The sequence below is a fragment of the Streptomyces sp. NPDC001351 genome (assembly GCF_042896045.1).
Classification (GTDB): domain Bacteria; phylum Actinomycetota; class Actinomycetes; order Streptomycetales; family Streptomycetaceae; genus Streptomyces.
Genome location: NZ_JBIAWS010000001.1, coordinates 506,250 through 526,351 on the forward strand (window position 1 = coordinate 506,250; position 20,102 = coordinate 526,351).

The 20,102-nt window shown below is 69.0% G+C and carries 22 protein-coding genes; 8 read left to right on the plus strand and 14 right to left on the minus strand.

Annotated elements, in window-relative coordinates; translation table 11 throughout:
* Positions 1-16 precede the first annotated feature (16 nt).
* The 10 genes from ACFY1U_RS02305 to ACFY1U_RS02350 all read right to left on the minus strand — a co-directional run bounded on the left by ACFY1U_RS02305 (position 17) and on the right by ACFY1U_RS02350 (position 7,881).
* Complete coding sequence (locus tag ACFY1U_RS02305) at positions 17-1,366, minus strand: EsaB/YukD family protein (protein WP_390692249.1); 1,350 nt, start codon at positions 1,364-1,366, stop codon at positions 17-19.
* A 13-nt stretch (positions 1,367-1,379) separates the two neighbouring features.
* Positions 1,380-1,673: a hypothetical protein gene (locus ACFY1U_RS02310; RefSeq protein ID WP_390692250.1), complete on the minus strand. Its 294-nt coding sequence runs from the start codon at positions 1,671-1,673 to the stop codon at positions 1,380-1,382.
* A 185-nt stretch (positions 1,674-1,858) separates the two neighbouring features.
* The gene (locus tag ACFY1U_RS02315) at positions 1,859-2,509 is read right to left on the minus strand and encodes a hypothetical protein (protein ID WP_390692251.1); all 651 of its coding nucleotides are present in this window, start codon (positions 2,507-2,509) and stop codon (positions 1,859-1,861) included.
* A 290-nt stretch (positions 2,510-2,799) separates the two neighbouring features.
* A complete protein-coding gene (locus ACFY1U_RS02320) occupies positions 2,800-3,735 on the minus strand; it encodes a pentapeptide repeat-containing protein (protein ID WP_390692252.1) in 936 nt (311 codons plus the stop codon).
* Between the two features lie 62 nt (positions 3,736-3,797).
* Complete coding sequence (locus ACFY1U_RS02325; RefSeq protein ID WP_390692831.1) at positions 3,798-3,917, minus strand: Imm49 family immunity protein; 120 nt, start codon at positions 3,915-3,917, stop codon at positions 3,798-3,800.
* 82 nt (positions 3,918-3,999) lie between these two features.
* Positions 4,000-4,389 carry a hypothetical protein gene (locus ACFY1U_RS02330; RefSeq protein ID WP_390692253.1) on the minus strand — a complete coding sequence of 130 codons (390 nt, stop codon included), beginning with the start codon at positions 4,387-4,389 and terminating at the stop codon, positions 4,000-4,002.
* Positions 4,390-4,475: 86 nt separating this feature from the next.
* Positions 4,476-6,716, minus strand: a complete 2,241-nt coding sequence (locus tag ACFY1U_RS02335; protein ID WP_390692254.1) for a hypothetical protein — start codon at positions 6,714-6,716, stop codon at positions 4,476-4,478.
* 2 nt (positions 6,717-6,718) lie between these two features.
* Complete coding sequence (locus ACFY1U_RS02340; protein WP_390692255.1) at positions 6,719-7,114, minus strand: DUF6507 family protein; 396 nt, start codon at positions 7,112-7,114, stop codon at positions 6,719-6,721.
* Positions 7,115-7,173: 59 nt separating this feature from the next.
* On the minus strand, positions 7,174-7,485 hold the full coding sequence (locus ACFY1U_RS02345) for a pore-forming ESAT-6 family protein (protein ID WP_390692256.1): 312 nt from the start codon (positions 7,483-7,485) through the stop codon (positions 7,174-7,176).
* Between the two features lie 63 nt (positions 7,486-7,548).
* Positions 7,549-7,881, minus strand: coding sequence for a hypothetical protein (locus ACFY1U_RS02350; RefSeq protein WP_390692257.1), 333 nt, complete (start codon positions 7,879-7,881; stop codon positions 7,549-7,551).
* A gap of 332 nt (positions 7,882-8,213) precedes the next feature.
* Between ACFY1U_RS02350 and ACFY1U_RS02355 the strand changes: the two genes are divergently transcribed.
* The 5 genes from ACFY1U_RS02355 (at position 8,214) to ACFY1U_RS02375 (ending at position 12,680) form a co-directional block, all read left to right on the plus strand.
* The gene (locus ACFY1U_RS02355) at positions 8,214-8,987 is read left to right on the plus strand and encodes a cyclase family protein (RefSeq protein WP_390692258.1); all 774 of its coding nucleotides are present in this window, start codon (positions 8,214-8,216) and stop codon (positions 8,985-8,987) included.
* Positions 8,984-9,730, plus strand: a complete 747-nt coding sequence (locus tag ACFY1U_RS02360) for a thioesterase II family protein (RefSeq protein WP_390692259.1) — start codon at positions 8,984-8,986, stop codon at positions 9,728-9,730. The genes ACFY1U_RS02355 and ACFY1U_RS02360 overlap by 4 nt, the downstream gene beginning before the upstream one ends.
* A gap of 124 nt (positions 9,731-9,854) precedes the next feature.
* Complete coding sequence (locus tag ACFY1U_RS02365) at positions 9,855-11,129, plus strand: beta-ketoacyl-[acyl-carrier-protein] synthase family protein (RefSeq protein ID WP_390692260.1); 1,275 nt, start codon at positions 9,855-9,857, stop codon at positions 11,127-11,129.
* Positions 11,126-12,367, plus strand: a complete 1,242-nt coding sequence (locus ACFY1U_RS02370) for a ketosynthase chain-length factor (RefSeq protein WP_390692261.1) — start codon at positions 11,126-11,128, stop codon at positions 12,365-12,367. Before ACFY1U_RS02365 ends, ACFY1U_RS02370 begins: the two co-directional genes overlap by 4 nt.
* A 55-nt stretch (positions 12,368-12,422) precedes the next feature.
* Complete coding sequence (locus ACFY1U_RS02375) at positions 12,423-12,680, plus strand: acyl carrier protein (protein ID WP_390692262.1); 258 nt, start codon at positions 12,423-12,425, stop codon at positions 12,678-12,680.
* A gap of 79 nt (positions 12,681-12,759) precedes the next feature.
* Here ACFY1U_RS02375 and ACFY1U_RS02380 read toward each other — a convergent pair whose 3' ends face one another.
* Positions 12,760-13,206, minus strand: a complete 447-nt coding sequence (locus ACFY1U_RS02380; RefSeq protein WP_390692263.1) for a nuclear transport factor 2 family protein — start codon at positions 13,204-13,206, stop codon at positions 12,760-12,762.
* A gap of 221 nt (positions 13,207-13,427) precedes the next feature.
* On the opposite strand from ACFY1U_RS02380, the gene ACFY1U_RS02385 reads away from it, so the two are divergent.
* From ACFY1U_RS02385 to ACFY1U_RS02395, 3 genes are all read left to right on the plus strand, one after another.
* Entirely contained in the window at positions 13,428-14,213 is a 786-nt protein-coding gene (locus ACFY1U_RS02385) for an SDR family NAD(P)-dependent oxidoreductase (protein WP_390692264.1), read from the plus strand.
* Positions 14,214-14,239: 26 nt separating this feature from the next.
* Complete coding sequence (locus ACFY1U_RS02390; RefSeq protein ID WP_390692265.1) at positions 14,240-15,181, plus strand: aromatase/cyclase; 942 nt, start codon at positions 14,240-14,242, stop codon at positions 15,179-15,181.
* Between the two features lie 172 nt (positions 15,182-15,353).
* Complete coding sequence (locus ACFY1U_RS02395; protein WP_390692266.1) at positions 15,354-16,544, plus strand: cytochrome P450; 1,191 nt, start codon at positions 15,354-15,356, stop codon at positions 16,542-16,544.
* Positions 16,545-16,610: 66 nt separating this feature from the next.
* Here the strand turns inward: ACFY1U_RS02395 and ACFY1U_RS02400 are convergent, their stop codons facing one another.
* The 3 genes from ACFY1U_RS02400 to ACFY1U_RS02410 all read right to left on the minus strand — a co-directional run bounded on the left by ACFY1U_RS02400 (position 16,611) and on the right by ACFY1U_RS02410 (position 20,029).
* The gene (locus ACFY1U_RS02400) at positions 16,611-17,759 is read right to left on the minus strand and encodes an aromatic ring-hydroxylating dioxygenase subunit alpha (RefSeq protein WP_390692267.1); all 1,149 of its coding nucleotides are present in this window, start codon (positions 17,757-17,759) and stop codon (positions 16,611-16,613) included.
* Complete coding sequence (locus tag ACFY1U_RS02405) at positions 17,756-18,955, minus strand: hypothetical protein (RefSeq protein ID WP_390692268.1); 1,200 nt, start codon at positions 18,953-18,955, stop codon at positions 17,756-17,758. Before ACFY1U_RS02405 ends, ACFY1U_RS02400 begins: the two co-directional genes overlap by 4 nt.
* A gap of 306 nt (positions 18,956-19,261) precedes the next feature.
* Positions 19,262-20,029: an SDR family NAD(P)-dependent oxidoreductase gene (locus tag ACFY1U_RS02410; protein WP_390692269.1), complete on the minus strand. Its 768-nt coding sequence runs from the start codon at positions 20,027-20,029 to the stop codon at positions 19,262-19,264.
* Positions 20,030-20,102: the final 73 nt, after the last annotated feature.

Below are 20,102 nucleotides of genomic sequence, written 5' to 3' on the forward strand. Positions count from 1 at the left end.
CCCTGCCGCCTCACGCTCACGCGAAGGTGCCGAGCAGCCGCCCGTACACCCCGAAGGCGCCGATCACCAGCGGGAACAGCGCGATCACTCCGACCGACTCGAGTACGTCGCCGAACCGGCGCAACCGCACCCGCACATGCTCGGGCGGCTGCACCACGAGCACGGCCAGCGGGACGACCGCCAGCACCACCAGCGCCGCGAGTGGCCCGACCGCACCAGAGCGCTCCAGCCACACCCAGGCCAGCCGAACCGCCACCACCGCGGCCGCCACGAGCAGCGCGACGACCTCGGGGACCAGCGGATACGCCCGTGCCCGCAACGCGAGCACCAGCGTGACGGCCAGCGCGAGCAGCACCGTCCACACCGTGGTCGTACGCAGCACGAGCGCCCCGGCGACGGCGGCGGACACCGCCGTCACGACCGTCGCGAGGGCGAGCCCGCGGTGGGTGGCCGCGAGCGCCGTCGACACCTGATAGCGGCTCACCGAGGCGCCGCCCGAGCGCCGGTCGTCGAGACCCGAAAGCCCCGACGCCATCAACGCGAACCGAGGCAGCAGTCCCAGGACAACCACCGACACGACGGCGAGCAGCGCCGCGGCCTGCCCCGCCGACTGAAAGGCGAGCGCCACCTCCCAACACAGCCCGCCCCCAACGAGCGCAGTAGCACCGAAGACCCCGCCGCGTCCTAGTGGCGAGCACCATCCGAGCAGCAGCAGCGAGACGGCCACCACTCCAGCAACACCCGCCAGCCGCACCGCGCCCGACCAGTCCTGGGCATCCGCCAGACTCCACACCCCGAACGCACCCAGGGCGCCACCGGTGACGACGAGTGTGCCGGCGAGCCCGCGCAGTCCGGCCCGGCCGAACGCCGCACCAGCGGCTGCGGCGAGGGCGGCGATGACGAGGAGGACGGCACCCACGGTCTGCGCGGTGAACGCCTGGCGGGCGAGGAAGGAGGCGGCCAGCGCCCACCCGACCGTCGCACTGCCGGCGACAACGCGGCGCGCGGCGGGGCGCCATCGCCAGGCCCGTACGTCGAGATCGTCGGCGGCCTCGTCGGTCACGTCGTGGACGACGGGAGCGGACGGCGCGTCCTCGACACGCACGAGCCGCAACACCGCACCGTCGGCCACAGCCGCCGACTCCAAGGTGGCGTCCGGGTCGAGGACATTGCCGTCGCCCGCCACCAGATGACGTGTTTGCGGCCGCGTACCCACCCGATCGTCCAGCAGCCGCATCACCTCGGGAAGCAGCCGCCCGATCGGCTCCTGCGACGGCAGTACAAGATCGACCCGCCGTCGCTCACCCACCAGAGTGACCCGGCTCAACGCAAGCCCCGCACGGCTCGATGCCCCCGTAGATATCACGCGTTCGAACTTATCACCGGGCGGAAGGCGCACCGGTCGGTGTCTGCGCAGAGGGTGAGGATGGTGCTGTAGTCGAAGTTCCATACGGACTCAAGGCCTTGCCCAGAACCCGATGCGAAACAAACGACCACCCCACACACCCGGCGCACAACACCGCAGCGATCACCACACCCGCAAACACCTTGCCCAGCCGCTCGTCCACGGTCCGGCGCTGCCGCTGTCCGCCGAACAGCACGGCATCCCGCAGCCGTCGGCGCCGGACCGAGACCGACTCAAGAAGCTGGCTGTCGTAGTCCTGGGCTGACATGACTTAAGTCCTCGTTGTTCCATGAGGTGCAGGGGATCTAACTGAACCAGTCTGCACTCAACCAAGTTGGCGGGCCTCACGCACCCTCACCGGCCTGCGAGGCGGAGCGCAAAGCAAGTTCAGCGGTGCTCGGCATACGGGCAATCTCGATGCGGTGGGAGCCCCAGCACGGGCACTCCCTCTGATCACCGGAGCCAGAAGGTCAGGTCGGGGCCCAGGCCGCTCTCATCCGCATCCGGCTCAGCGAGCCCGTCAACGGTGGCCGTTCCGAAGTACGTCGGTTCTCCAGGCTCGGGGGCTATGCCGAGTAGGGCTGTGAGGTCTTTGAGTGCGGCAGTGAGCCGTGGAGCGTTGTTCTGGTAAATCTCGGGGTGCGGTCGCCCTGTGAAGTCGTACCGGCCCCAAATGTCGTGATGCACAGACAGCTCAGCTGAGAGACCCGTAGGAGCGGCGGAGAGGGACAGGTCGACGAGTCGGTACTCGCTCCGGGCATGTCCTCCCTCATCGATCCATGTTCCCGTACCGAGGACGTCGAAGTCGGTGATGCCGGCGGCAGGGTGGGCGGCGGGGCGACTGCCCCGTACCCGTTCAGAGAGACCCGGATCCTGCAGCAGTGGTTTGGTGAGCTCAAGCGTGGTCGTGATGCCAGTGGTCCCAGCGCCCATGATGTTCCAGGTGTACTCAAGCTGAACCGGGGTGAGAAGTTCGTATCGGGTCAGCACGTCACTCATCCGAGCTGCGAGCGAGAAGGTCGACTCCAAGCTTGGTTCGTCGAATTCGTAGAGATCCCAGAACCACGAACCGCGCGCCCGTGGTGCACGCATCAAAGTCGACATGGCATTTCCTTACGGGAACGTCGGGCCGTTCGGAGACAGGATTGCGATGCGGTGGCTCATCCCCTCGTGGTTCAGCTGCCTTGCCGTCTTCACCAACGTGGAGCCGACGCCGCCGGCCGGGCGTCGAGGAGTTAGCTGTCGTAGTCCTGGGCTTGCATGTAGCGATTCCTTGTGGTCCAGCGACTGGATGGCGTATGAGGCGTCAGCATTCGCGTCCTCGCAGCTCAGGCACATTTCTTCCTGATCCATCCCTCGCTTTTCGGCTATCATGGCTGGTACCTGCCGGTTGGCTATCTGTTCTTTTCCGTGACCTTCTTGATAAAAGCAGCCGCTTCCGCTTCGCTGATCTCCGCATGGTCGACCTCGTTGTGTCCCAGCGCGTACAGCTGCAGGTATTCGGTCGGTTCCCAGCGCAGGTTCCTCGTGAAAGCCTCGTCATGCGCTATGCAGCTCACGATGCGGCGTCTGACGATGCCATGGGGATTGCTGCGCGAGTAGCCGTCGCTGAACATGGCGTAGTACGTGCTGTCACCGAGGATCGGGCCGAGAACGCGTACGTTCGCCCCGCGGCTGTTGAGCCACTGCTCGAGTTCCCGTCCGTTGACCTCGCGCCGTGCGCCTGCCTGGTCGATGACCACAGGGCCAAAGAGGGTGCCCGAGAGCCCTCGGACGACTGTGTGCTCGTCCAGTACTGCCCTCAAAAACGTCTCACGCACTGATGCGTTGGTGAGATCGGCACCTTCCAGCCTCGCATCGGCACCTTCCAGCCTCGCATCGGTCAAGGAAGCACCATCGAGCTTTGCTGCCCGGAAGGAAGCCGACCGAGCATCGACCGCCCAGAGGCTGCTGCTTCCCAAGTCTGCTTCGTTCACGGTGGCGCCGCGCAGGGAAGCCTCGTCGAGCTCGGCCTTGACCAGGGATGCGCCGGAGAGATCGGCCTCGTCGAGCACGGCACCCTCCAGGTGTGCCCGATAGAGGTCGGTGCCGACGAGTTTGGCGTTGCGGAGGACGGTCTGCATCAGGAGCGCCATAGCGAGGTCCGTACCTGACAGGTCAGCCTGGGACAGGTCGAGTGCCGAGGCGTCCAGAAGCGAGTCGACCTGCTCGAGCCACTCTCCAAGAGCGGCGGCGGCCTCCGCGTCTAGGGGCATCATCCGGATGATTCGTTTGAAATCGCGGGTATCAGACAATCGCTCACTCCAACCATGTTGCTCGCCGATTGCCACCGGAGATCGTCCATAGCAGTCTGATGTGCACTGTCACGTCACGCGTGCGCTGCAGGAGAGGATCAGGCGTCAACCTCGCCGGCCCAGCCGAACCTCAGCAGTTCCTCGGGTAGATATTCGGACTCGACGTCGATGGGAAAGTCGGTATCGCGGGCCATGCAAGTGAGTGCGAGCGGGGCCAGGCCTACTTTGCATGATTGGCGCCATGGCGTCGTCCACGTTGTCCACGGGGAAGTCGTGGCGGGTCACGGTTGACGTCACTGACTACTCCGCGCTGGCAGTAGTCAGCCTCAGTGTGAGCTCTGCGCTGGCCAGCATGCGCGTGATCTCGATGGGTGGATTGTTGAACTCAGTCATTACCACATCAGCTGGATCGACTCGTCGAGTCTGGCCATCTCGTCCCTGCGCCTCGATGACATAACGATAACCGCGGGGCGCATTCGGATCGTTGGCTACCACCCAGTGAGCGCCGTGCCGCTGGATGAGGTAGTCGGCCACGTAGAAGAGCAGATCCGTGTGAAGTGTGACCCAGTCGGACTGCTCGAACTCGTTGAGCGGGAGCTTGGACACATAGTCCTGCAGGGACGGGATCAACTGCTGAGGGTCGCGCGAGTACACCTCTGGCGGCACCCCGAGCATGTCAGCCACATCCATTATGACCCGCCGCCCATGTCCAGCCCACTCTGATGCGTCAGGGCTCGGTGGCGTTGTCATGTGGGATACCTTTCATTGTGGTTGGCTCACTTAGGGGCAGGTCCGAATTCGATGAAGATTATTCGTGCCTGAATAAGATAATTTCGAAGTGCCTGCGATGGCGGTGCGTGGAGAAAAACCCACCGAGGATCAAACGTGGGGTCTTTTCTCCGCAGTGTCAAGTCTTTATTGATCTGTTCCTTGATGCCCGGGCTCAGGGGCACTTCGCCCTTGACTGCCTTGGTGCCACCGCCTTCGAGCTTAACGGTGCGCCACTCCAGGTAGTGCTTGACCTCGACGGCCAGCGTACGCCCGTCCGCAGTCCGGACCGGCACGTCCACGTGTCGTCCGCCAGGAGTTTCCACCGGGTGGTAGGGGTGCTGGTGTGGGGCCACGGGATAGTGCTGTTCGGGGCCTCCACCGAACATCTCCCGGACATAGTCCTCGGCGCCTTTGTACCGGGCACGGCTGTGGCGCATGTTCCGCATCTCGCGCAAGGTCCGCTCGGCGGTACCTGCTGGAAGTTCAGGTCGGCTGAAGTCAGGTTGCGCCGGGTGTCCGTTGTGCGCCTGTTCCTCAGCGCCGACTCCGTGGTCCTCCGCTTCTGCATCGTGCCCGTCATGCGTGGGGTCTTGACCATGGTGCGGCGGTTCACTCCTGTGTCCCGACTCGCCGTGACCACCGCCAGTCGAAGTACTGTGGCTCGTCGTCGACGCATCTCCCGAGCCGCGTGAGGCGCCACTCTCACCTGCCGATGGGCGCTCGGAGGCAGTCGAACCCTGCCCAACGTCTCGTGCGCCGCTCCCGGTAACACGCTCGCCGACGTGACCCGCATCGGCGACAGAGTTTGTCGCCGCGTGAGTGCCGACGAGTTCAGGTTCTCGGGTCCCTGCTGCCAGGGGTGTGTGCGGTGTGGACTCAAGGATTTCGCGTTCGGCGGCCGACGCCTCGACCTTGGCCCCTGTGACGTGCTGGCGCATGCTCCCGTCGGCGTCGAGGACGTGGCCATCCTGGGTGAGATAGACCGGGTTGCCCCTGGCCTCGACGTACTCGACGGCACTTTCGGGCACGGAGACCGGGCGCTCCGCGAGCGGCAGCGGGTGTTCGGCGGGCGCGTACCTGTCGGCGACGTTCGCCATGTCCAGGTACGTCCCGGTGTGGAGATTCTTCAGCGTGCTGAAGGTGTCGCCGACCTTGACGAAGGCGAACTTGCCCACCTTGCCGATGTACGTCATCGGATCGATGGCCCGGCCGACCTTGCCGGCCACCGAGAGAGTGCGGGCCGCAGCGCCCGCCTTGCCCGCCCCGCTTGCCGCGCTGCCGACGCCCTCGGTGCCGGCCACGGTCAGGACGTTGAAGCCGAACGCGCCTGCCGCGCGGGCCGGGTTGGTCTTCCACTGGTCGTAGGCGAGGAAACCTTTCACCGCCTGGGTGTGGACCTTGCGCGACTCACGCAGCCAGGAGGGCAGTTGGTCGTCCGGGATCAGCCACCAGGTGCCCAGCGTCGCGCTGGTGAGGGAGGTGGCGGTGCCGAGCTTGGCGAGGTTTTTCCAGGCTTCGCCGGCCGCGCCCCAGCCGTCCGAGCCGAAGAGGGTGCCCAGGCCGTGGAGGGTGCCGATGACACCGTCGTGCCAGACGCCGTCCCACACCTGCCCGGTCTGGTGGACCAGCCAGGACCAGCCCTCGTACTCCCGCTCGACCGGCGCTCCCCAGGGGGTTTCCTTGGCGTGGTCGAGGTCGTCGGCGTTGTAGCCGTATGTGTTCTTGCCGTGGGAGCCGTCGTCGGCGGTCAGACCGGCTCCGCCGATCAAGGCCATGATCTTGTTGTAGGCGGTGCGTTCGGCGGCCTGGAAGGCGGCGACCGTGTGGTTGACGTCGTGCCACAGGTCGTTGTTGTGGTCGACCTTGTCCTGGTCCTTGCGCCAGTCGTCGTCCCCGGTCACCGAGTTCACGAACGCGGTCGCGTCGGCCTTGAGCGCCTCCAGCTTCCGTACCAGCGGCTGGACTTCGAAGCTGTAGTCCGACAGGGCCGTGGCGACCTTCTCGAGGTCGTCGGCGAACGCGTCCGACTTCTGCTTCACCGGCAGCGTGGTGGCGAACAACTGCTCCGCCTCCGGCGCCGAATAAAACGCGGACAGGCCCTGGAACTCGGTGTGCACATCCGAGCCGGACGCCCGGAACTGGCCCGCGTCCGCGGTCAGCAGCATGACGTCGGTATCGAGCGTGGCCAGGTCGCCGATGAAGTGCGGGATCCCTGACGGGTCTATGAGCTTCGCCTCGTCGCCCACCGCTACTGGCCCTCCCGGGGACCCGTCTCACCCTTGCCGGGCAGGTCCACCTTGGGCTCCTTGGCCGCCGCCTGCTGGGCGTTCGCCGCCTGCTCCAGGGAGCCGGCCATGTAGTGGCGGGTGGCCTCGTCCGCTCCGTTCAGGGACCTCGAAGTCCGCTTGGCGATGTAGAGGAGGTCCCGGTTCCAGTGCTCCGCGAACTGGCCCAGTGCCGAACCGACCAGACCGGCCGTGCTGGTGTACGGGCCGTACTGACTGGTCAGGGTCCCCGCCGCAGAGGCAGCTTCCTCGAGATTGCCCTGTATCGCCGAGCCCGCGTCCGACATGTCCTTCGCCGCGGTCGCCGTCTTGGACAGCACGCCGTACACCCCGGCCGGATGGATGTCCCACCCCGTCACGACATTCCCCCTCGTCCCCGTACCTGCCGGCATCCGCCCGCCCTGCACCTGGCGCTGTGTCAGCCGATGTTGTCGACGGCCGACTTGGCCTTGGCCAGGGTCGACTGGGCGGTGCCGTCGTTCTGTTCCAGCGTCGAGCGGACCAGCCGGATGATCTCGCGGACCTCGCTGGCCGCGCGGTGCCAGCGGACTTCCTTGCCGTGGTACTCGTCGGCGACGCCGTCCGCGGTGAAGTCGGCCATCGCGGCCTTGACCGCGCGGTCGCGGTCGGCCAGCACGCGCTCCAGCTGGCCGATGACGCCGGCGAGACTGCCCTGGACCTCGGCGGAGGCGCCGGTGTCGTAGGAGCGCCGGTCCTGGTTCTGGGCCATGATCGAATGTCCCCCTGAAGTTGGTGACGGATAAGGCGACTTGGCGGCCGGTGGCTACGACGCTCAGCGCGCGCCGAAGCGGGCCGCGTCGAAGTTGGCGGCGCTCATGTTCTGTTGGGCGTTGTCGCCCAGCTCCACGTCACCGGTGCCGAACGCGGTGTCCATGCCGGACTGGCCGCCCAGGATCGCGCCGAGCGAGCTGTTCAGCTCGTTGGTGATCTCGTCGGCATGCGCCTTGAACGCGTCGAACGCGGCCTTGCCCGCCCCGTTGAACTTCCCCTCGAGCGGCTCCGCCGCCTGGATCAGCAGTCTGATCAGCGCGCCCAGGTCCTCGCTGGAACCGACGGTGCTCTTGCCGAGTTCCGACAGGGTCGTCGACCCCATGTCGAACTTCATCAACCCACCCCCGTAAGTGTGTTGTGTGTCATTGCTGCACGACCGTCGCGACATGATCGTGTGTCACGCACGCCTCACAGTTCGTCGAACATCCTCTCGTACCACCCGTTGCAGGCGCAACGCGGAAGGTGCCGAAGTGGCGTGATCCAGTTCATGAGGGGCCGTGAAAGACGTGTGGGGGCGGCGCAGCCAGGGCGGCCGCCCCCGCCCTGCCCGGCCGTGCACCGGCCTGTGTCGTGCCTCGATTTCGATTCGAGGTCGTGCGCGCACTGTTCTGCCCACTGTTCCGCTGTCCGAAGGGCGGAAGCGGAGGCACGGACCTGGGGGGCACGATGCGCATCATCGACCTGTCGTCACCGATCGACGCGGACGGCTGGGAACCGGACCCGATCCGCCACGAGATCATGACGCCCGCGGAGGGCGCCGTGCACATGAGCGAGGAGATGAAGAAGCACTTCGCAGTGGAATTCGATCCTTCCGCACTGCCCGGGGGCGAGCTGCTCTCCCTCGACACGCTGACGCTCACCAGCCACACCGGCACGCACGTGGACGCGCCTTCGCACTACGGCTCGGTCGGCGAGTACGGCACGCCCCGGGACATCGACCAAATGCCGTTGGACTGGTTTCTGCGCCCCGGACTGTTGCTGGACGTGAGCGACGTCGGTACCGGAGTCATCGGTGTCGACAGGATCGAAGAGGAGCTGGCCCGGACCGGCTGCCGGCCCGCGCCGCTCGACATCGTCCTGCTGCGCACCGGCGCGGACCGGTACGCGGGGACCCCGGACTACTTCACCCGGTTCGCCGGCCTGGACGGTCCGGCCACCGACTTCCTGCTGGACCTCGGTGTGCGCGTGATCGGCACCGACGCCTGGAGCCTCGACGCGCCGTTCGGACACATGATCCAGAAGTATCAGGAGACCGGCGACTCCTCGGTGCTGTGGCCGGCGCATTTCGCGGGGCGCCGCAGGGAGTACTGCCAGATCGAGCGGCTGAGCCGGCTCGACACGCTGCCCGGACCGAGCGGTTTCCGGGTCGCCTGCTTCCCGGTGAAGATCAAGCGCGGGGGAGCGGGCTGGGCCCGGGCCGTGGCGCTGGTGGACGAGTGACTCGGCGGGTGCGGCTGTTCTGTTTCCCGCACGCCGGTGCGGGCACCTCCTGTTTCGCCCGCTGGCAGGACGAGCTCCGGGACATCGCCGAGATCATCCCGGTGCTGCTGCCCGGCCGGGGCAGCAGGGTCCGCGAACCCCGTGTGACCGCCGCCGAACCACTCCTCGCCCTGCTCATGGAACAGCTCGAACCACTGCTCGACCGTCCCTTCATGCTGTATGGACACAGCCTCGGCGGCTATGTCGCGCACGCGTTCGCACAGGCGGTGGCGGCCTCGGGACTGGGCGCACCGGAGCATGTCGTCCTGGGGGCCGTACTGCCGCCGCACCGTCCCTCTCCGCTGCTGCCCCCCTCGCCCGCCCTGGTGTCCGACGAGGAACTCGTGGAGCGCCTGGCGGCGCACGAGATGCTGCCACCGGGCGTACTGGCCGGGCCTGCGGCGGGAATCTGGCGGCGCAGCACACTGCCGGTGCTCCGGGACGACCTCCGGCTCGCCGAGGCACTCCGCGTCTGCGGCACCGGCCCGCTCCCGGGCCCGGTCCTGGCCATCGCGGGCACCGAGGACACCGTGGCACCGGCTGCGTGGGTCGCGGAGTGGCAGCGGTACGCGTCCGCGGGATTCACGATGCGGACCGTGCCGGGCGGCCACTTGTTCGTACGCGAACGGCTGTTGCCGGTGTTGCTCCGGGAGGAGATCGACCGCCTGGCGAGCGGGTTCCGCTGCGGGTCGAGCACGAATTGAGGGTCCCGGAGCACCGTCGAACCCACAGAGCACCGAGCAGAGAGGAAAGGCTCGTGAAGACAGCGCGCGTCCGTCACCACAGCCGGGCGGCTCAGTCGGAGACAGGGCGGACAGGCGGTCCGCGATGAGCAGGCGTGTGGCCATCACCGGCATCGGGGTGGTCGCCCCGGGAGGCAGTGGGGGGACCAAGGCCTTCTGGTCGCTGCTGTCCGAGGGCCGTACCGCCACCCGGCCGATATCCCTGTTCGACGCCTCTTCGTTCCGCTCCCGGATCGCGGCCGAGGTGGATTTCGACGCCGCAGCGGCGGGCCTGAACCCGCAGGAGATCCGGCGGATGGACCGAGCGGCCCAGTTCGCCGTGGTCAGCGCCGGGGAAGCGGTCGCCGACAGCGGCCTGGACGTGGGTTCCCTGGACCCGCATCGCATCGGCGTCACCCTCGGCAGCGCGGTGGGCGCCACGACCGGCCTGGACGTCGAGTACGACGTGGTCAGCGACGGTGGTGCGCACTGGCACGTCGACCACGAGTACGCCGTACCCCACCTGTTCGGCTACTTCGTGCCCAGCTCCTTCGCCGCCGAGGTGGCCTGGAAGGTGAACGCGCAGGGGCCGACCGCGCTGGTGTCGACCGGCTGCACCTCGGGGCTGGACGCGGTGGGGCACGCCGCGGAGCTGATCAGGGAGGGCAGCGCCGACGTGGTGATCGCGGGCGCCACCGACGCCCCCATCTCGCCGATCTCCGTCGCCTGCTTCGACGCGATCAAGGCGACCACACCGCGCAACGACGATGCGGAGCACGCCTCGCGGCCCTTCGACCGCACGCGCAACGGCTTCGTCCTCGGGGAGGGTTCGGCGGTGTTCGTGCTGGAGGAGCTGGAGCAGGCGCGCGCCCGCGGGGCGCACGTCTACGCGGAGATCGCCGGCTTCGCCTCCCGCAGCAACGCCTACCACATGACCGGCCTGCGCCCGGACGGTGCCGAGATGGCCGAGGCGATCACCGTCGCCCTCGACGAGGCCAGGATCGGCGCGGACGAGGTGGACTACATCAACGCACATGGTTCCGGCACCAAGCAGAACGACCGGCACGAGACGGCGGCCTTCAAGCGCAGCCTGGGACGCCACGCCTACGAGACGCCCGTCAGCTCGGTGAAGTCGATGATCGGGCACTCCCTGGGTGCCATCGGGTCTTTGGAGATCGCGGCATCGGCCCTCGCCATGGAGCACGGTCTCATTCCGCCGACCGCCAATCTGCACGAGCCGGACCCCGAGTGCGATCTGGACTACACCCCGCTCACCGCCCGGGAGACGCGCGTGGACACGGTGCTCAGCGTCGGCAGCGGCTTCGGCGGCTTCCAGAGCGCCATGGTCCTCACCCGGCCCGAACGGAGGCCCGCGGCATGACGGACTCTGGCACCGAGCCGCCGGTCTTCACCGGGATCGGGGTGACGGCACCCAACGGCCTGGGCACGGAGGCCTGGTGGGACGCCACCTTGGCGGGGCACAGCGGCATCGGCCCCGTCACCCGCTTCGACGCCTCCCGATACCCGGCGACACTCGCGGGCGAGGTACCGGACTTCGACCCGAAGCAGCACATCCCCAGCAGGCTGCTGCCGCAGACCGACCACATGACCCGGCTCGCGCTCACCGCGGCCGAGGAGGCGCTGACCGACGCCAAGGCGGACCCGGCGCAGCTGCCCGAGTTCGCCGCCGGCGTGGTCACCGCGGCCTCGGCGGGCGGGTTCGAGTTCGGCCAGCGCGAGCTGCAGGCCCTGCGCGGCCAAGGCGGCCAGTACGTCAGCGCGTACCAGTCGTTCGCCTGGTTCTACGCCGTCAACACCGGGCAGATCTCCATCCGCCACGGGCTGCGCGGGCCCAGCGGTGTGCTGGTGACCGAGCAGGCGGGCGGCCTCGACGTGGTCGCCCAGGCCCGCCGTCAGCTGCGCAAGGGCAGCAGCATGATGGTCACGGGAGGCGTGGACGGTGCCGTCTGCCCCTGGGGCTGGACCGCTCAGCTCTCCGGCGGACGGCTGAGCACAGCGGACGATCCCGGCCGCGCCTACCTGCCGTTCAGCGACGAGGCCCGCGGCCATGTGCCCGGCGAAGGCGGCGCCATCCTCGTGCTGGAGGAGGCGGGCGCCGCCCGGGAACGCGGCGCCCGGGTCTACGGCCGGCTCGCCGGATACGCGTCCACCTTCGACCCGGCGCCGCGCCGTGGCGAAGAACCGGGACTGCGCCGCGCCGCCGAACTCGCCCTGGACGAGGCGGGACTCGCCCCGGAGGACATCGATGTGGTGTTCGCCGACGCGGCCGGTCTCCCGGAGCTCGACCGGCAGGAGGCGGAGGCGATCGGCCGCGTCTTCGGACCGTACGGGGTCCCCGTGACGGCGCCCAAGACGATGACGGGGCGGCTGGCCGCGGGCGGCGCCGCACTGGACCTCGGCGCGGCCCTGCTGTCGCTGCGGGATGCGGTGATACCGCCCACCGTGAACGTCGCCCGCCCCGCCGACGGCTATGCGCTCGACCTCGTCACGTCCGCCCGCCGGCGCCCGGTCCGTGCCGCCCTGGTGCTCGCCCGCGGCCATGGCGGGTTCAACGCCGCGGTGGTGGTGACGCAGGACCGCGCCGACGCATCCCACTGATCCCGCACACCGATCCCGCACACCGATCCGCACCACACATTGAAAGGGCCCTGTGATGGCTGAGATGACGCTGGACCAGCTGACCCGCCTGCTGCGCGAGTGCGCGGGCGAGGAGGAGGGGGTGGACCTGGAGGGCGACGTCCTCGACACCTCCTTCACCGATCTGGGATACGACTCCCTGGCCGTCCTCCAGACCGCCGGCAGTATCGAGCGCGAGTACGGCATAAGCCTTCCCGACGAGACCATCGCCGAGGCCACCACACCGCGGCAGCTGCTGGCCTTCGTCAACGAGTCGCTGGGGGCCGCCGCCTGATCCCGGCACCCGCACGACGTCGTCCGCCCGGAGCTCACCGAGCTCCGGGCGGACGACGTCGTCTCCGGGACCGACCGGGTCAGTCGAGGTCGTCGCGATGGATGTGACGGTGCTTGACCAGCCAGCCCCGTTCACCGCGCACCAGCAGGTCGCGGCAGCCGGTGCTGGCGCGCAGTTCCGGGCGCCTGCCGCGCGGTGTCTCCAGCACCTGCGCGTAGCAGGTCACCAGCACCTCGTCCGACTGCTGCGGCTGCACCCACAGCATGCCCAGCCAGTGCCGGCGCTGGATGCCGCGGGCCGTGTAGTCGTCCACGGCCCTGCGGGCCGCGGCGGCGATGACGGAACGGCCCACGGCGGGCTCCGCGAACGCGTTGCCGTCGAAGACGCCGTCCTCGGTGAAGGTCTCGGCCCACCGCTCGGCCTCGCCGTCGTCCAGCAACTGCATCTGCTGCGCGTAGAACTGCTGGATGTGCTGGTACAGCACGGCGAATGCGGGGTCGGCGGGAATGGTGCCGGTGACGGTCATGTGCGTGTCCCCTCCTGGCGGATGCGTGCGCAAGACGCGCGAGACGCGAAAGACATGGACGTGGTTTCGACGATGGTGGGGCCGCGACCTTCACGCTCCCTCGACGCCTGCTGGAGCCCCGCCCCGCCGGCCGTCACGGCCTCGTCCAGCGCTCTTCGACCCCGTTTCGAGGCCGTCCGGTCACGGTGAACGCCACCAACGTCCAAAGGGGAGTGCTCAAGATGGCGGCAGAGGAACGGCGGGTCGCTCTGATCACGGGAGCCACCAGCGGGATCGGCCTGGCCGTGGCCAGGGACCTGGCGAGGAGCGGCCTGGCCGTCTTCGTCTGTGCCCGTGACGCGGACGCGGTCAAGCGGACCGTGGAGGAACTGCGGTCCGCGGGCCTCGAGGCGGACGGCGCACCGGCGGACGTGCGCCGCCTCGACTCGGTGCGGTCGCTGGTGCGCTCCGCCGTCGAGTCCTACGGCCGTATCGACGTGCTGGTGAACAACGCGGGCCGCAACGGCGGCGGAGTGACCGCCGAGCTGGCCGACGAGCTGTGGTACGACGTGGTCGACACCAACCTCAACAGCGTCTTCCTGGTCACCCGGGAGGTGCTCAACCAGTCCGGGATGCAGGACCGCGGCTGGGGCCGGATCATCAGCATCGCCTCCACCGGCGGCAAGCAGGGGGTGGTGCTCGCGGCGCCCTACTCGGCGTCCAAGCACGGCGTGATCGGCTTCACCAAGGCCGTCGGCAAGGAACTGGCCCAGACCGGCATCACCGTCAACGCGGTGTGCCCCGGCTACGTCGAGACGCCGATGGCCCAGCGGGTGCGTTCGGGCTACGCGGCCGCCTGGAACACCACCGAGGACGACGTGCTGGAGCGCTTCCAGGCGAAGATCCCGCTCGGCCGCTACTCCACCGCCGAGGAGGTGGCCGGTCTCGTCGGCTACCTCGCCACCGACACCGCGGCGTCCATCACCGCGCAGGCGCTCAACGTCTGCGGTGGGCTCGGAAACTACTGAGCATCGACCAGGAAGGGACGATTCACGTGTCCGACAGGCACGCTGCCCTGCACACGGCCGAGATCGACGCGCCGGCGGAGACGGTCTACGAGATCATCGCCGACGTGACGCGCTGGCCGCAGTTCTTCGCCCCGAACGTGCACGTCGAACACCTCGGAAAGGGCGAGGGCACCGAACACATCCACATCTGGGCCACCGCCAACGGCTCCGTCAAGAACTGGACTTCACGCCGGGAACTGGACCGTGCACGGCTGACCGTCACCTTCCGGCAGGAGATCTCCACCCCGCCCGTCGCCTCGATGGGCGGCACCTGGGTCGTGCTCGCCGAGGGCGACGCCCGCTGCCGACTGGAGCTGCGCCACGACTTCACCGTCGTCGGCGACGACCCCGACGGAGTGACCTGGGTCAACAGCGCGCTGGACCGCAACAGCGCGGCCGAACTGGCCGGCATCAAGCGCGTCGCCGAGGACTGTGCCTCGCTCGACGAGGTGATGTTCGAGTTCGCGGACACCGTGCACATCGCGGAAGACGGCACCCGTGTCTTCGACTTCCTCAACCGCGCCGACCTGTGGCCCGAGCGGCTTCCGCACGTCGCCCGGCTCGACTTCACCGAGGCGGAGCCCGGAGTGCAGATCATGGCGATGGACACCAAGGCGGCGGACGGTTCGGTGCACACCACCGAGTCGGTGCGCGTGGTCTTCGGCACCGAGCGGATCGTCTACAAGCAGACCACGGTGCCCGCGCTGCTCACCGCGCACACCGGGTGCTGGACCATCGCGCCGAAGGGCGACGGCGTGGACGTCACCTCGCAGCACACCGTCATCATCAGGCCCGAGGCCGTCGAGAAGGTGCTGGGCGCCGGCAAGACGGTCGCGGACGCCCGTGCGTACGTCCAGCACGCCCTGAGCACCAACAGCCGTGCCACCCTCGGCCATGCCAAGGACTTCGCGGAGGTGTCGCGCGGCTGAGCGGAAGGGTGCGGGCGGGCCGGACGGCTCCGAGCGGCCGGGCGGAGGGAGACCCTCCGCCCGGCCGTTTCGCTGTCGTGCCCGGCTCGATCCGGGTTCGAGCGGCTCCTGTTGAGCTGTGCGGTGACGCTGGAGGCGGGGCGCACGGCCCCGGGACGCGAGGAGAGAACCCATGGGTGAACCGCACTTCTCGGACGAGATGCGCAAGACGCTCGCCTGGTACGAGCGGATGCGCCGGGACGAACCGGTCAGCCATGACCCGGCGTCCGGACGGTGGCGCGTCTTCCGCTACGCGGACGGACTGAAGGTGATGCAGGACGCGGAGACGTTCTCCAACGACATGAGCGAATTCATGCCGCCCGTCGAGGAGCTCATCGCGTTCCAGAAGGGCAACTTCCAGAACATGGACATGCCCCGCCACCGGGAGCTGCGCGGCCTGGTCAGCCAGGCGTTCACGCCCCGCTTCGTGGCCGGGCTGGAGACGCGGATCACGGAGGTGGCACGGGAGCTGCTGGACGCCGTGGACGCGCGGGGCGACACCCTGGACGTGGTGGCCGACCTCGCCCACCCGCTGCCCGTCACCGTCATCGCCGAGGTGATGGGCCTGCCCAAGTCGGACCACACGCTGTTCCGCAGGTGGGCCTACGCGCTGCTCGTCGACAACGGCGTGGACGCCATCCGCAGCGAGGAGGGCGTGGCCGCCATGGCCCCGCACATCCGCGAGATGAACGCCTACCTCACCCAGCATGTGCAGCGGCACCGGGCCGAGCCGCGCGACGGGCTGATCAACGATCTGATCCGGGCCGACATGGACGGCAGGCGACTGGACGACGTGGAGATCGTCGGCTTCCTGGGCCTGCTCCTGATCGCCGGGTTCCTCACCACGAGCGCGCTGATCGGCAACGCGGTCCTCTGCCTCGACGAGCACGCGGAGGTGGCCGCCAAGCTGCGCGAGGACCCGGCGCTGCTGCCCGCGGCCATCGAGGAGGTGCTGCGCTACCGCTCGCCGCTCATCTGGCTGGACCGCAGGGCGGCCGTGGACACCGAGTTGAGCGGGTACCGCATCCCGAAGGGCGCGCTGGTCAGCGTGGCCCTGGTGTCGGCGGCGCGGGACGGCGACGCCTTCCCCGATCCGGACACCTTCGACATCGGCCGCAGCTCCAACCGGCATCTGTCCTTCGGGAAGGGCGCGCACGTCTGCCTCGGCGCTCCGCTGGCCCGCCTGGAGGCGAAGGCGGTGCTGACCGAACTCCTCACCCGCTACGAGTCGTTCGAGGTCCCCGGCACCGAACCGGTCGAGTTCCACGACCCGGAGGGCCTGCTCGCGCCCAGCAGGCTGCCGCTGCAGGTGCGTACGGCGTAGCACGGCGCGACGACAGAGCCCCGGAGACCTCGACCCGAGGTCTCCGGGGCTCTGCGGCGGCTGGTCCTAGTCCGTCAGCGCTTCGGCGAGCGAGCGGTAGAAGGCCAGCACCCCCGGCTCCTTGGGGCTGAGGTGGCCGCGCTGGGCGTAGCGCGAGCCGACCCCGCGCTGCACGGCCTCCAGACCCTGCCGGTCCTCGGCGTTGACCCGTGCGGTGAACTCCTCCAGCGGCCCGCGCAGGTTCTCCAGGCCGGCCTGCTCGACGAGCTGCCGCGGCATGAGCGTGCCGCCGCGCACCACCGTGCGGTCCAGGGAGGCGGGGACGAGGCTGAGCCAGGCGATCGTCTCGCCGAACGTGGCGACGCTGCCGCAGGGGAAGACACGGAAGCTGTAGAGCACCTTCTGCTCGTCCTCGGTCAGCGGCAGCACAGCCGGCCGCACGGGGTTGCCCGCCGGACTGAGCAGCCGCGAGACCACCGGCGAGTCGAAGTGCACCTCCATGTCGATGCCACCGGTCATCAGCGGCTTGACGGTCTCCGGGTGGAAGCCGAGGGCGTGGTAGTTCTCGTGGCCGTTCTCCACGGCCACCTTCCAGTTGCAGTACCACTCCTCGGTCCAGGTGGAGACCTGGACCATGTCGTCAAGACGGTAGTTCTCCATCTCCTTCTCGACGACGGCCAGTTCCGGGGCGAGCGGCCGGGCCTGCGGATCGAGGTTGACGTAGACGAAGCCGTGCCACTCCTCGACGGCGAAGCCGGGAAGACGGCAGGACGCCGGGTCGAAGTCGGGGTTGCCCCGCATATGGGTCGCGGCGATGAGCCGGCCGTCCATGTCGTACCGCCACAGGTGGTACGGGCACGTGAGGTCCTTGGCATTGCCCTGCCCCGCCTCGACCAGCGGCATCAGCCGGTGGCGGCAGACGGGTGACGAGGCGTGCAGGGCACCGTCCCTGCCGCGGGCCACGAGAACGGCCTCGCCGGCGATGTCCAGGGCCACGTAGTCACCGGGCGAGGCGAACTGGTCGGCGTGGCCCACCAGCACCCAGGAACGGTGGAAGATCCGCTCGCGCTCCAGCTCGTACAGCCCGGGATCGGTGAACGCCCGCGGTGGCATGCTCAGTTGCGGCGGGACCGGAGCGAGGTACTCGCGCAGCTGCGTCAGCAGCCCGGTGGTCTCGTCCGTGCGGACGGCGGCGGGGCCGGTCGTGGTGGTCATCGTGACTGCGCCTCCTCGCGCCCCTCTTCCGGGGTGATGGCACCCAGCGCCTTCCACGCTTCGTCATCCATCCAGGCGGGGATGCTGGTCTCGCCGTTCACGCCCTTCTCGATGAAGGCGATGTTGTGGTAGGTGTGCACGCCGATCACCTCCGACTGGGTGATCGTCCGAGGCTCTTGCGGCTTCGGGTCGAACTCCGCGTAGTGGATGTCGTCGAGCAGCCGCTTGAGCAGCCCCACGGAGGTGTCCGGTGCGGTCACCGGCCCCGGGGTGCCGCCGAACCGCGGCCAGTACGAGGTCTGCAGATCCTCGATCACATACAGCCCGCCGGGCCGCACGTGCGGGAAGAGCGCGTCGAACGAGACGCGCACGTGCTCGTTCTCGTGGCTGCCGTCGTCGATGACGATGTCGAACGGGCCGTACTCCTCGGCCAGTTCCCGCAGGGCCTCGGGGTTGCCCTGGTCGCCGGTGAGCGCCTTGAGCCGGGTCTGGTCCAGTGCGGACTTGTCGAACAGGTCGAGGCCGAAGACCATTCCGCGGTGGAAGTACCGCTTCCACATCTTCAGCGACGGGCCGCCCAGGTCGTTCGCGTACCCGCCGATGCCGATCTCCAGGATGCGCACGGGACGGTCGCGGTACTTGGCGAAGTGGTTCTCGTAGTGCTGTGTGTACCAGTGGAAGCTGGCCCACTTGTCCGAGCCGTACCGCACGGAGAGCTCGCCGAGGCCGGGTGCCTCGCCGGTGCAGCCGGAGAGCAGGGTCCCGCCCGCCTGGTGGGTGGAGTCGAGGATGTTCCGCAGCCGGCTGAGGTCGTCGGGCCGGTCCGGGAGGAAGATGTCCGTGAAGTCACCGCTGTGCTGCCGGTGCAGCGGGCCGTACAGGCGGCGCACCAGGTCGGTGAGGGTGAACTGCAGGTGCCGGCGGATCACCACCGACGGGTCGTCGCCGTCGATGATCCGGATCGGTTCGCCACGGGACATGCGCAGCACGGTGCGGTGGGTCTCCTCGCCGTGGCCGACCTCCAGCGCGATGTCGACGGGAGTGGTGTTCACGGGATCGTCGCAGCGGAACAGCACCTCGTCGACGAGGACCGCGACGATCGGTTCCAGCCCGACTTCCTTCACCAGCTGGGCTGTCTCGGTATCAGGTGCGGTCCCGCACAGGGTGAGGCGCCCGGCAAGGCTCTCCGTGGTCATCTGACGGTTACCCTCTCTGCGGTCGAAAGCAGGATGAATACGCGGGCGACCGTAGGGGTCGCTGCTTGAGGTGGGGTCAAAGCCCGCTCGGGACGCCGGGCGGGGCGGTGGCCGGTGAACCAGGCACGGCGGCCAAGTCGCGGCGCGGACGGCAGCCGGGCTCGTCGTGGATCCCGCGCCGGTCGAGGCAGTGGTGCCGGACCCGCCCACACCGTGCTCATCGCGGGAGCCGACCCGGCCCTGGTACGGCAGGTCGAGGACCGCAAGGGCCGCGGCGCCCGCACGGCATCGGCTCTGCTGCGCGGTTCACTGGACGGAGAGCGCGCCGTCGACCGCCAGCACGGTGCCGTTCGCGTACTGCGCTTGCGGCGAGGCCAGTTGGACGATCCACCAGGCGATCTCCTCGGCAGTTCCGACGCGGCCCGCCGGGATACGGTCCTGCATCTCCTTGATGAAGGCCGCGTAGTGCTCCGGGGGCAGGCCGTTGCGGGTCGCCATGCCGGTGTCGATGACGCCGGGCGCCAGACCCACCACGCGGACCCCGCGCGGGGCGAACTCGAGGGCCCAGGTCCGGGTGAGGAAGTCGAGGGCGACCTTCGTCGCGCCGTACACGGACATGCCGGGCCAGGCACGTCGCCCGAGCGAGCCGGCGGTGCTGAGGTTGACGACGGTGCCGGAGTGCGCGGCGAGCGCGTCCAGGGCCCGCCGGGTCAGCAGGACCGGCGCGCGCAGATTCGTGGCGAGCTGGGCGTCGAGGGTCGTGGTGTCGAGGTCCTCGAGCGGGCTGTGGACGCCCAGGGCCGCGTTGTTCACGAGAACGTCGAGGCGGCCGTACCGCTCCAGCGCGGTGGTGATGACGGCGTCGGGCCCGTCGTCCGCGGTGATGTCGGCGGCCAGGGTGCTGATCGCGGGGTGCCCGTCGGCCGTCTCCGTCAGCGGTTGTGGGGTGCGTCCCACCACGAGGACGTTCGCGCCCTCGGTGGCGAAGGCCCGGGCCGTGGCCCGTCCGATGCCGCTCCCGCCACCGGTGACGACGACGGTCCTGCACTGGGTGTGCTTCATCTCCTCAGTCACGGCCGCACCGTAGGAGGCCCCGCTTGAAAGCCGCTCGACGAGCGGGTGCCCGCCGGGTCCAGCCGGATTCGAG

What these genes read in the sequence shown, in the direction of transcription:
- ACFY1U_RS02310 (WP_390692250.1), bottom strand. Translation starts at nt 1,673, where the DNA reads ATGTCAGCCCAGGACTACGACAGCCAGCTTCTTGAGTCGGTCTCGGTC.
- ACFY1U_RS02315 (WP_390692251.1), bottom strand. Translation starts at nt 2,509, where the DNA reads ATGTCGACTTTGATGCGTGCACCACGGGCGCGCGGTTCGTGGTTCTGG.
- ACFY1U_RS02330 (WP_390692253.1), bottom strand. Translation starts at nt 4,389, where the DNA reads ATGGATGTGGCTGACATGCTCGGGGTGCCGCCAGAGGTGTACTCGCGC.
- ACFY1U_RS02345 (WP_390692256.1), bottom strand. Translation starts at nt 7,485, where the DNA reads ATGGCCCAGAACCAGGACCGGCGCTCCTACGACACCGGCGCCTCCGCC.
- ACFY1U_RS02350 (WP_390692257.1), bottom strand. Translation starts at nt 7,881, where the DNA reads ATGAAGTTCGACATGGGGTCGACGACCCTGTCGGAACTCGGCAAGAGC.
- ACFY1U_RS02355 (WP_390692258.1), top strand. Translation starts at nt 8,214, where the DNA reads ATGCGCATCATCGACCTGTCGTCACCGATCGACGCGGACGGCTGGGAA.
- ACFY1U_RS02365 (WP_390692260.1), top strand. Translation starts at nt 9,855, where the DNA reads ATGAGCAGGCGTGTGGCCATCACCGGCATCGGGGTGGTCGCCCCGGGA.
- ACFY1U_RS02370 (WP_390692261.1), top strand. Translation starts at nt 11,126, where the DNA reads ATGACGGACTCTGGCACCGAGCCGCCGGTCTTCACCGGGATCGGGGTG.
- ACFY1U_RS02375 (WP_390692262.1), top strand. Translation starts at nt 12,423, where the DNA reads ATGGCTGAGATGACGCTGGACCAGCTGACCCGCCTGCTGCGCGAGTGC.
- ACFY1U_RS02380 (WP_390692263.1), bottom strand. Translation starts at nt 13,206, where the DNA reads ATGACCGTCACCGGCACCATTCCCGCCGACCCCGCATTCGCCGTGCTG.
- ACFY1U_RS02385 (WP_390692264.1), top strand. Translation starts at nt 13,428, where the DNA reads ATGGCGGCAGAGGAACGGCGGGTCGCTCTGATCACGGGAGCCACCAGC.
- ACFY1U_RS02395 (WP_390692266.1), top strand. Translation starts at nt 15,354, where the DNA reads ATGGGTGAACCGCACTTCTCGGACGAGATGCGCAAGACGCTCGCCTGG.
- ACFY1U_RS02400 (WP_390692267.1), bottom strand. Translation starts at nt 17,759, where the DNA reads ATGACCACCACGACCGGCCCCGCCGCCGTCCGCACGGACGAGACCACC.
- ACFY1U_RS02405 (WP_390692268.1), bottom strand. Translation starts at nt 18,955, where the DNA reads ATGACCACGGAGAGCCTTGCCGGGCGCCTCACCCTGTGCGGGACCGCA.